This is a genomic window from Pseudofrankia sp. EUN1h, assembly GCF_001854645.1.
GTDB classification, from domain to species: domain Bacteria; phylum Actinomycetota; class Actinomycetes; order Frankiales; family Frankiaceae; genus Pseudofrankia; species Pseudofrankia saprophytica.
Genome location: NZ_MBLN01000018.1, coordinates 1 through 7,274, shown reverse-complemented (window position 1 = coordinate 7,274; position 7,274 = coordinate 1). Strand labels below are relative to the sequence as shown.

Annotated in this window: 9 protein-coding genes; 5 read left to right on the top strand and 4 right to left on the bottom strand. The window is 72.5% G+C overall.

Going from position 1 to position 7,274, the window contains the following annotated elements:
• Window positions 1-276 precede the first annotated feature (276 nt).
• Together BCD49_RS06405 and BCD49_RS06400 are read left to right on the top strand one after the other, a co-directional pair.
• Entirely contained in the window at window positions 277-906 is a 630-nt protein-coding gene (locus BCD49_RS06405) for a hypothetical protein (RefSeq protein WP_007507568.1), read from the top strand.
• A 65-nt stretch (window positions 907-971) separates the two neighbouring features.
• The gene (locus tag BCD49_RS06400; RefSeq protein ID WP_071041268.1) at window positions 972-1,778 is read left to right on the top strand and encodes a hypothetical protein; all 807 of its coding nucleotides are present in this window, start codon (window positions 972-974) and stop codon (window positions 1,776-1,778) included.
• A gap of 123 nt (window positions 1,779-1,901) precedes the next feature.
• Here BCD49_RS06400 and BCD49_RS06395 read toward each other — a convergent pair whose 3' ends face one another.
• The 4 genes from BCD49_RS06395 to BCD49_RS43415 all read right to left on the bottom strand — a co-directional run bounded on the left by BCD49_RS06395 (window position 1,902) and on the right by BCD49_RS43415 (window position 4,411).
• The gene (locus BCD49_RS06395; protein ID WP_007507571.1) at window positions 1,902-2,276 is read right to left on the bottom strand and encodes a hypothetical protein; all 375 of its coding nucleotides are present in this window, start codon (window positions 2,274-2,276) and stop codon (window positions 1,902-1,904) included.
• A 243-nt stretch (window positions 2,277-2,519) separates the two neighbouring features.
• Complete coding sequence (locus BCD49_RS06390) at window positions 2,520-3,449, bottom strand: DNA-processing protein DprA (RefSeq protein ID WP_071041267.1); 930 nt, start codon at window positions 3,447-3,449, stop codon at window positions 2,520-2,522.
• Between the two features lie 96 nt (window positions 3,450-3,545).
• Window positions 3,546-4,052 (bottom strand): DUF3846 domain-containing protein, encoded by a 507-nt coding sequence (locus tag BCD49_RS43420; protein ID WP_007507575.1) that lies wholly within the window; start codon window positions 4,050-4,052, stop codon window positions 3,546-3,548.
• Entirely contained in the window at window positions 4,049-4,411 is a 363-nt protein-coding gene (locus BCD49_RS43415; RefSeq protein WP_071041266.1) for a hypothetical protein, read from the bottom strand. Before BCD49_RS43415 ends, BCD49_RS43420 begins: the two co-directional genes overlap by 4 nt.
• Window positions 4,412-4,742: 331 nt before the next feature.
• Between BCD49_RS43415 and BCD49_RS06375 the strand changes: the two genes are divergently transcribed.
• From BCD49_RS06375 to BCD49_RS06365, 3 genes are all read left to right on the top strand, one after another.
• Complete coding sequence (locus BCD49_RS06375) at window positions 4,743-5,783, top strand: winged helix-turn-helix domain-containing protein (RefSeq protein ID WP_007507579.1); 1,041 nt, start codon at window positions 4,743-4,745, stop codon at window positions 5,781-5,783.
• A 113-nt stretch (window positions 5,784-5,896) separates the two neighbouring features.
• The gene (locus tag BCD49_RS06370) at window positions 5,897-6,142 is read left to right on the top strand and encodes a hypothetical protein (protein ID WP_007507580.1); all 246 of its coding nucleotides are present in this window, start codon (window positions 5,897-5,899) and stop codon (window positions 6,140-6,142) included.
• Between the two features lie 78 nt (window positions 6,143-6,220).
• On the top strand, window positions 6,221-7,159 hold the full coding sequence (locus BCD49_RS06365; RefSeq protein WP_007507582.1) for a hypothetical protein: 939 nt from the start codon (window positions 6,221-6,223) through the stop codon (window positions 7,157-7,159).
• The last annotated feature ends 115 nt before the right edge of the window (window positions 7,160-7,274 follow it).

Sequence of the window (7,274 nt, the reverse complement as noted above, 5' to 3'; positions counted from 1 at the left end):
CGGGTGCCTGTCGATCAGATCCCCAGCGTCCTACTAACCCACGGGCTCCGGAACGCGCCAAGGCGGCACGACGTCAGCCAGACGATCCACAGACAGTTTTCACCCGATCAGGGTGCGCCGTCAGGCGCACGGGCTACTAACCCCCACAGGACCCGCCTGCCCGGCCACCACGGGCCGGGCAGGCGGGCCCACGGGACCCCACCCCGCCCATATGTCTGCGCTGCAGCGGCGCGTCGTCGCCCTGCGCCGATCACACCCCTTGAAAGGAAGGCCACCATGACATCCGAGCCTTACGTCCCGCCCGTCGTAGGCGAGACGGTCAGCCGCTTCACGGTCGTGCGTTACCGCGACGGTCAGCCAGACGGTGGCAAGGGCGGACTGGGCTGCGTCGTCGACGCGGTCGGAGAGGCCCGCCGCCCCTTCGACAAGGTCGTCGAGCTGCTGGAGCTGACCGACGGCCAACTGTCCGCCACGCACGTGTCCGCCGCGATCACGATCGATGATTTCGTGCCGGTGCTCTGGCTGGAACTCGCCTACCTCCCGCCACCATCCGACACCCCCGGCCGGTCCACCCCGCTCTACAAGGACGTCCTCGACCGGGGCGGCGCCTACACCGCCAACTACACCGACAGCGACCACCCCGACGTCGGGCCGCACCGCGACATCCTGCTCCCGAACGCCGCGTTCGCCGTCGAACTCGCCTTCGACCACCTCGTACAGCGGCTCGCCGGGCTGCGCGGCGCCGGCGCCCGGGCCGGCCACCGGTGGCAGCTGACCGCCACCGTCGGCCTGCATGAGCACACCGTCGCCCGGCTGCTGTGCCGCTACCAGCCACCCCCGCTCGACACCGTGCCCGCCACCGATCCCGCCTTCCGCACCGCGCTCGCTCTGTCCACCAACACCTGACCCCGAATCCCGCCTCCGGGCGGCGGCACAGGCCACCGCCCGGGCGCGCAGAAGGAGAAATCGCGATGAGGCTCGACCAGCTGGCGATTCGCCACGGTGATCATGTCGCCRGGCGGGCCGTCGAGTACCTGCCGCTCGACGACACCGTCACGATCGCTTGGCCCGACGGTCCGACCATCTACCCCACGGCCGCCCTGCGCGGTGTAGACCGGCAGGCGAGGCTCGTGCCGTACGGCGACGGTCCCCGCTTCGACGTCGCCGAGGGCCGGTGGGCCGTCTACTACCACGACGACGGGCCGCACCGTCGGTCCTACCGTTGCCACAGCGGGGTGCACTGGACCGCCTACCGGGCCGGGGACGCCGCGACCGCCTGGCAGATCTGGAACGACCGCGACAAGATCAGCAAGATTGTGCGGGACGTCGGTCGACGGATCACCGCGCTCGTCGTCCGCTACTACAACGACTACGCCGCCGTCCTCGACTTCCGCACCGGCGACGGCTTCCTCGGCGCGTTTACCTACCCCGCCGGCAGCCGCCACCAGGTGGCCGAGCCGCGCCATCGCTACCCGGCGGCGACCGTGCCCGAGGGCACCCGGCTGCCGCTGGCCGCGCTTCCCGCCGGGGCGGTGATCGACGCGACCGACGCCGCTGGCGCCGCCGACCGACGTCACCGGACCCTGCTGGTGCTCGACCGGCGCGGCCCGCGCACCGTCCGTCCCGGCAGGCCGACGCCGACGGTCACCCTCGCCGTGGTCGGCATGGCCGATGGCCAGCGCTGCGACCCCGCCGACGAGGTCATCGTCGACGACGGCGGCACCTACCGGATGGACCACTGGCCCCACACCCTGCCTGACCCTTTCCCAACCAGCTAAGACACCCCGATCCGGCTGGCCTTGGCGGCGCAGCTCGACACCAGAGAAGAACAGGGGCGGGCCCCGACGGGAGACTTCCCGTCGGGGCCCGCCCCTGTCTTGTGCGGAGAAAAGCCGCGGCGATCAGCAGGCGGCTACCGAGGCCCCGGCGCGCGGCGCGCCTGGACCTGGCATCTCATCCGGGCTCGGTGCCGGGACGTGATGGTCCTGGGTAGGCGCCGGCCTGGCGGGGACCGGCGTGCCGGCCGGTGCCGCTGCGCCGGTCGGGTTACGGCGGAAGACCAGGACCGGTTCGACGTCCCCGTAGTGCTCCTCGAAGAACAGGTCGTTGGCGAGCCAGAGCAGCGCTTCGATGAGGTCGATGCGGTTGGCGCCTGGGCGGACCGTCACCTCCACCGCGTCCAGACCGGCGGGGCGGACGGTGACTCGCTTGCGGTCGTCGAGGGGAAGGTGGGGGACGGGCTGCGGGTCGGGGGTGTCGGGCGAGACGATGCCCATGGGGCTTCTCTCCTTGGCTGTTGCAAGGGGTAGGGGTCTCTACGCCCCGGCGCGGGTGCTGTGAACACCCGCGCCGGGGCGGCCTGCTCCCGCCTGGGAAAAGACCCGGAGGCGCAGGCCGTGCCGGGGACGGCGGCTACCGCTGCTCGCGTCCCCACGCTGCGGGCATGGGCCGAGAACAAGGCTCGGCGGGTGCCCCCGCGTGGGGTGGTCCGCGTATCCAGAGCCTGGCCGCGCCGGTGGTCATCGGCGTGGGCTTTCCCGATCGCCGGGCGGGGCGAGCGGCCGGGGTCCGGGAGACGGTGCGGTGACGGACGCGGGGGTGGGAGCGGTGTCGAGTTCGGTGCAGATGTGCTCGACGCAGGTGACGAGGCGGGCCGTCTTGTTGGTGCGCAGGAGTTCGTGGCAGCCGCCGCTCACGCCGCTGGTGACCGGGCCGGGGACGACCATCACCGGGCGGCCCAGCGCGGTGGCGGCGCTGGTCGCCGCGAGTGACTTCCCGCCTCGGGCGGTCTCGACGAGGACGACGCCGCTGGCCAGGCCGGCGATGAGGCGGTGGCGGGCGGCGAGGCGGCGGCGGGACAGCGGCTGGCCGGGGACTGATGCCGTAACGACGACGCCACGCTCGCCCACGGTGTCCAGCAGGGCTCGGTGTCGGTGTAGCTCGTCGGTCGAGGCCAGCACCACCACCGCTGGGGCGACGCGGGCGGCGGCGGTCAGTGCGGCGGTGTCGATCCCGTGCGCGGCAGCGGCGATCACGGTGCGGCCTCGGTCGGCAAGTCCGCCACCCAGCTCGCCGGCCACGTGCAGGCCGTAGCCGCTCGCCACCCGGGAACCGACGACGGCGACCGCGCCCGGCGCGGTCACGGTGGCGAGGTGCGCCGGGCCGCGTGCCCACAGCGCCAGCACCRCGCCGGCGCGAAGCTCGCCGTCGACGTCGAGGCCTGAAAGGCCCGTCGGCCACTCGTCATCGCCGGGGCAGATCGGCCGCCATCCCGCTTCCTGCGCGATCCGCAGGGCATCGGCCGGGTCCGGGGCTGGGTGGCGGGCGGTGTAGCCGTGCCACGCGGCGACCGGCCCGGCGGCCCGGATCGCCCGGTAGGCATCGGGCGTGCATGGCCCGACCGTGAGAGCCAGCCCCACCCGGGCCAGCCGCTCCTCGGACGTCGACATGGACAGACCACCTCCGCACAGGGATAAGAGACGAAGAAGGAAGAACAAATCTCGGGGCAACGTCGCGGACAGCCAGGCGAGTGCGCAGGCTGTGGATCAGGAGTTCCGTGGCGGGCTTTCCTGGCCGAGCCGGGTGAGGCGGACCGTCCGGTTGGGGGCGCGCCGCGCCATCCTGGCGACCAGTGCGAGCCCGAAGAAAGGTTCTCCGATCACGAGGGACATCGGAATCCAGGCCCCGGTGCGCTTCACCTGCTGTTCGATCTGGAAACGGGCCGGCCCGGCGCACAGGTCCCGAAGCCAGACCGGTGCCGAGGTTGTGGACCCGGTCCGGCTCGCCGGCCCGACCACGACCGCGTCTCCACACAGAACCGCCTCGGTGAAGTCCGGATCCAGCGACGCGGCCAGCAGCAGCACCCGGGGATTCATCGGCAGCCCGTTGATCAGCCCTTCGTCGTTGACGAACAGAAAGACCTCGTCGTCCACATAGACCAGCTCGAAATTCCCGCCGACGAGCCGCTGGAAGCCGACCGGACTGTCGGCGTCGAGGCTTTCGACTCGGGCCGGCGTGGCCGGATCCGCCGGGATCACCACAACCTCGATCACCAGGCCACCTCCGCCCCCGCCGACGAGTCCGACAGGTCGGCAGCGTCCGGCACTGTGGGTGTGGTGGCTCGGGGGTGGTCGACGACGTGGCGCAGCAGGGGCAGCGGGTTGTCGAGCGAGAGCATCAACATCCAGTCCGCGACCTGGATCGACGGCACCCCGCCAGCGGGCGAGTCCTTGAACTGGATGACAGTGAGAACGTGCCCGATCTCGATCTCGAGGTCGCCACGCACGAAGCGCGGCCGCTCTCCCGACGGGTGGCGTCGGAACCCGGACTCGTGGAGAAACCCGACGACCGCGGCGATCGACCGGACCGGTGTCGAGGCGGCACCCGCCGGGYCGTGGTGATGGCAGGCCATCCGAAACTCCTCACAGAAAAATAGGAAACGGAAAAGAATCGACCCGCATCCAGCCGGCATCGCGGGCGGAGACGCGGAAATCCCGATCGGTGTTCGATGTGTGTGCCGTGGGCGCGTGGGAATGGTCGATCGACCGGACCATAACTTGATCAGAACGTGCACAGCAATCCCACCGCGAAAAGAGTCATGAAACCCGCCGATCGCGAACCGTCGGGAAAGGTTTTCCAAAGATATTTCTTGGCTGCAGACGGGTTAGCGAGGTACTGCTGAAAACGGCCCCAAATCCGGGGTGCATTCATCCCGCGCCGCATGCGTGAAGGGAACAATCCCCATGGCCGACCACGACGCCACCCCCGCGCCCGCCGCCGCCGTGCCCGATGACCTGGCCGACATCCTGGAGATCCTCACGACCGCCGACGGGCCGCTGACCGTCAGGCAGCTAGCCACCCAGGCCGGGGTGTCGCGGGCGACCGCGTCCACGTCCCTGGACCGCCTCGCCAAGATCGGCAGGGCTGGCAAGGCCGGACTGGACGCCACCGGGCCCGGCCGCCCCGCCGCCCGCTGGGCCGCCATCACGCCCGGCACCCCGGCCGGCGCCGACCCCGCCGACCCCGCTGCTGACGCTACCGGCGACCCGGACGGCGCCACCGCGCCCGCCACGACCCCCGACCCGACCGACCCGGACACCGCACCCGATGAGGCCGCGCCGGGCGACACCGCCGCACCGGACGGCTCGGACGACACGACCTCCGACGAGCCGCTCGCCGACACCGACAGCGAGCCTGCGCTGGGCACGGCGGCCCCGCAGCCACCCGCCAGCCCGGACGCCGACGCGCAGCCCGACATGGCAACCGAGGCTGAGCCCGACAGGGCTGAGCCGGGCCTTCCCAGCAGCGCGGACCCGGACGAGGCGGCCGGCGAGCAGAGCCCGCCCCCGACCGGCGACGTCACCGTGGCGGGCATACCTGTGCAGGGCCCGGTGGCGGTGTGTGCGGCGTTGACGTGCCCGCTGGCGGCCTGCCCGATCCGCACCGGCACCGGCGCCGCCCCCGCCGCGCCCCGTTCCCGGGCGCGGGCCGCCCAGCCCCCGGCCACCGGGCCGGCCGAGCAGCGCGTCAACGGCAACGGCTCCGCCCGGATGCGGCCGGGCCAGCTGGCCGGACAGGTCCTGGATTACCTACGCGCCAACGATGACGTCGCGTTCACCCCCGGTGAGATCGCCCGCGAACTTGTCCGGTCCTCGGGCGCGGTCGCCAACGCCCTAGCCAGCCTCGCCGGCCACGGCGCCGTCACCCAGGTCTCCGACAAGCCCCGCCGCTACCAGCACCTCGATGGCGCCGCGAACACCACCGCCCCCGCCGCTACCGCCTAAATGCATCCCCGCGCGGCGGCGCGCCGGGCCGGGCGGGCGGCACCACCCGTGCCGCCCGCCCGGCTGCTCGGGCCGCCGCCTGCCTGCCCGCACCCGGTGAAGGAAGCCCTGTGATGCCGCTGTTCGACCACGGCGCCCACGCCGCAACCCTGACCACCACCACCCACGCCGACAGCAAGATCACAATCCGGCCCGACACCGGCGACGCCGGAGACGCCGGACCGGTGATCCTGCTGCGGCTCGACGCGACGTGGACGCACACCGTCGCCGCGACCTACCTCGACCCCGACGAGGCCCGCCAGCTCGCCGCCGCCCTCACCCGCGCCGCCGACCACCCACCCACCACCCAGGCTGGCTGATCCTCTCCCGCCGCGCGCCCGCCACAACGCCGGCCGAGCCACCTACGAGCAGCCACATTTCCAGGAGATCAGCCGCCCATGCGCACTCCCGAAACCCCAGGCCGCCGGCCACGGACCCCGACCCCCCGACCGCTCGCCATGATCCCCACCGATATCCAGGTCGGGATCCGCCCCGTCCAGGAGACCCCGGCCAACGGGGACGGCAGCCCACGGCTGCGACCTGGCCAGCTCGCCGGACAGGTTCTTGAACTGTTGCGTGCCCGCCCTACCGCGGCCTTCTCGGTCGCCGACGTCGCCCGCGAGATTGTTCGCTCGACCGGCGCAGTCGGCCCCGCCCTTGACCGCCTCACCAAGGCCGGCGCGGTCCATCTCGTCTGTCCTCGCCCCCGGCTCTACCAATGCGCCCCACACCCCGTGGAACCGCCGCCCGACGGCACACATCCGCACGACCAGCCAACTGTGGACGTCCCCAACAACCCGACTCGCCGGCCCCTGATGCTTCGCCCGCTCGCCATAATCCCCACCGGCACCCAGGTCGGGATCCGCCCCGTCCAGGAGACCCCGGCCAACGGGGACGGCAGCCCACGGCTGCGACCTGGCCAGCTCCCCGCACAGATTCTCGAGCTGTTGCGCGCCCACCCCCACACGGTCGTCTCCGCGCCCGACGTCGCACGGGAACTCCGTCGCTCCATCGGCGCCGTCACTACCGCCCTCGACCGCCTCACCACCATCGGCCTGGTCCGCCTCGTCAGCCCTCGGCCCCGCCTTTACCAACTCCGCCAGCACCCTGCCGAACCCGCCACCGCTGCGGCCCACGGCAGCACACCGGCGGCGCCCATGTCGCTCGACGACGAGCCCGCCACCCTCTCTCAAACCGACATCACGATCAACGTGCGCGTCCAGACCGACGGCCACGGCTTCGTCGTCCTCCTGCGCCTCGACCCCGACGAGGCCCGCCAGCTCGGCGGCGCCCTTACCCGCGCCGCCGACCACGCGCCCACCACCCCGGCCGGCTGATCCGTTTCCCGCGCACCCGGGCCTAGACGAGTAATTCCGATCTCTGGTCAGTGGTCGTAGGCGATCAGGGAGCGGGTGACGGGCGCGGCGGTCTTGTTGTTGTGCCAGATCGCCG

Coding starts and splice junctions, on each gene's coding strand:
- BCD49_RS06375 (WP_007507579.1), top strand. CDS start 4,743: ATGGCCGACCACGACGCCACCCCCGCGCCCGCCGCCGCCGTGCCCGAT.
- BCD49_RS06365 (WP_007507582.1), top strand. CDS start 6,221: ATGCGCACTCCCGAAACCCCAGGCCGCCGGCCACGGACCCCGACCCCC.
- BCD49_RS06370 (WP_007507580.1), top strand. CDS start 5,897: ATGCCGCTGTTCGACCACGGCGCCCACGCCGCAACCCTGACCACCACC.
- BCD49_RS06395 (WP_007507571.1), bottom strand. CDS start 2,276: ATGGGCATCGTCTCGCCCGACACCCCCGACCCGCAGCCCGTCCCCCAC.
- BCD49_RS06405 (WP_007507568.1), top strand. CDS start 277: ATGACATCCGAGCCTTACGTCCCGCCCGTCGTAGGCGAGACGGTCAGC.